This window comes from Nocardia coffeae (assembly GCF_019890715.1).
GTDB classification, from domain to species: Bacteria; Actinomycetota; Actinomycetes; order Mycobacteriales; family Mycobacteriaceae; genus Nocardia; species Nocardia jiangxiensis.
Window position 1 is genome coordinate 1 of the sequence record NZ_JAINZY010000062.1, and the last position, 767, is coordinate 767.

Genomic DNA, 767 nt, shown 5'->3' on the forward strand with positions numbered 1-767 from the left:
CGGCGGTGAACGCTATCGCTGTCTCTCGGTAAATCCCGCAGTCGCGTCAAGACCCACCGAAAAACGCCCTCGAAGATCACTGATCTCACGGTCCAGCCCGCTGTCGTCTGATACTCGCGGTCGGCGAACTCGCGTGTCTCCCACAGGGATCGCTGACCAACGATTCCGACGATCCCCACACCGCCCTGGTCTCCGCGAGCGCCGGCGACACGAACAGCGCCCGCTCACGCGAACGCGACACGTTGCGGCTCGATCTCCGAACGCGACCCGGCCGACGCCACCGGGGATGCCTGCGTCCTCGTCTCCACCCCACGCCGACGCGGCCCGCCATCGGCCCTCCCCCGCCATCACACCGTTGCGGCCGCTGAGCCCGGTCCGCCGTTCTTCTCGAGGAGGTCCTCATCATGGATTCTGTTGTGCCGTCGCCGGGTTCGGCGCGTCCACCGATCCTGGCACGGTTGCATGACGCCCCGACCGCCCAGGGGCTCACGATCCCGTTCATCACTCTGTGCCACCGGGAGCGCCGCGATCCGATCTGGGGTGCGATCGACCCCACCCACCTGCACATGGTGTTCTCCTTCGCTCTGTGCCAGGTGTGCGGAAAGCCGTTCGGGGACCGGGTCGTGGTGCTGCTACGCCCACAAGACTGGGTCCTGGGTGTCGCACCAGAACCAGGATTACAGCCCGAATGTTGCTCCTACGCGGTGCGCGGTTGCCCGGTCCTGGCCGGGCGGATCACGCACTACCGCTCCCGCGCGGCGGCGGCA

At 67.7% G+C, this 767-nt stretch carries 1 protein-coding gene; it reads left to right on the forward strand.

The features are described from left to right. Positions 1 to 404: 404 nt before the first annotated feature. The coding region (locus K7711_RS47040; RefSeq protein WP_222979687.1) for a hypothetical protein at positions 405 to 767 on the forward strand (363 nt) is incomplete at its 3' end.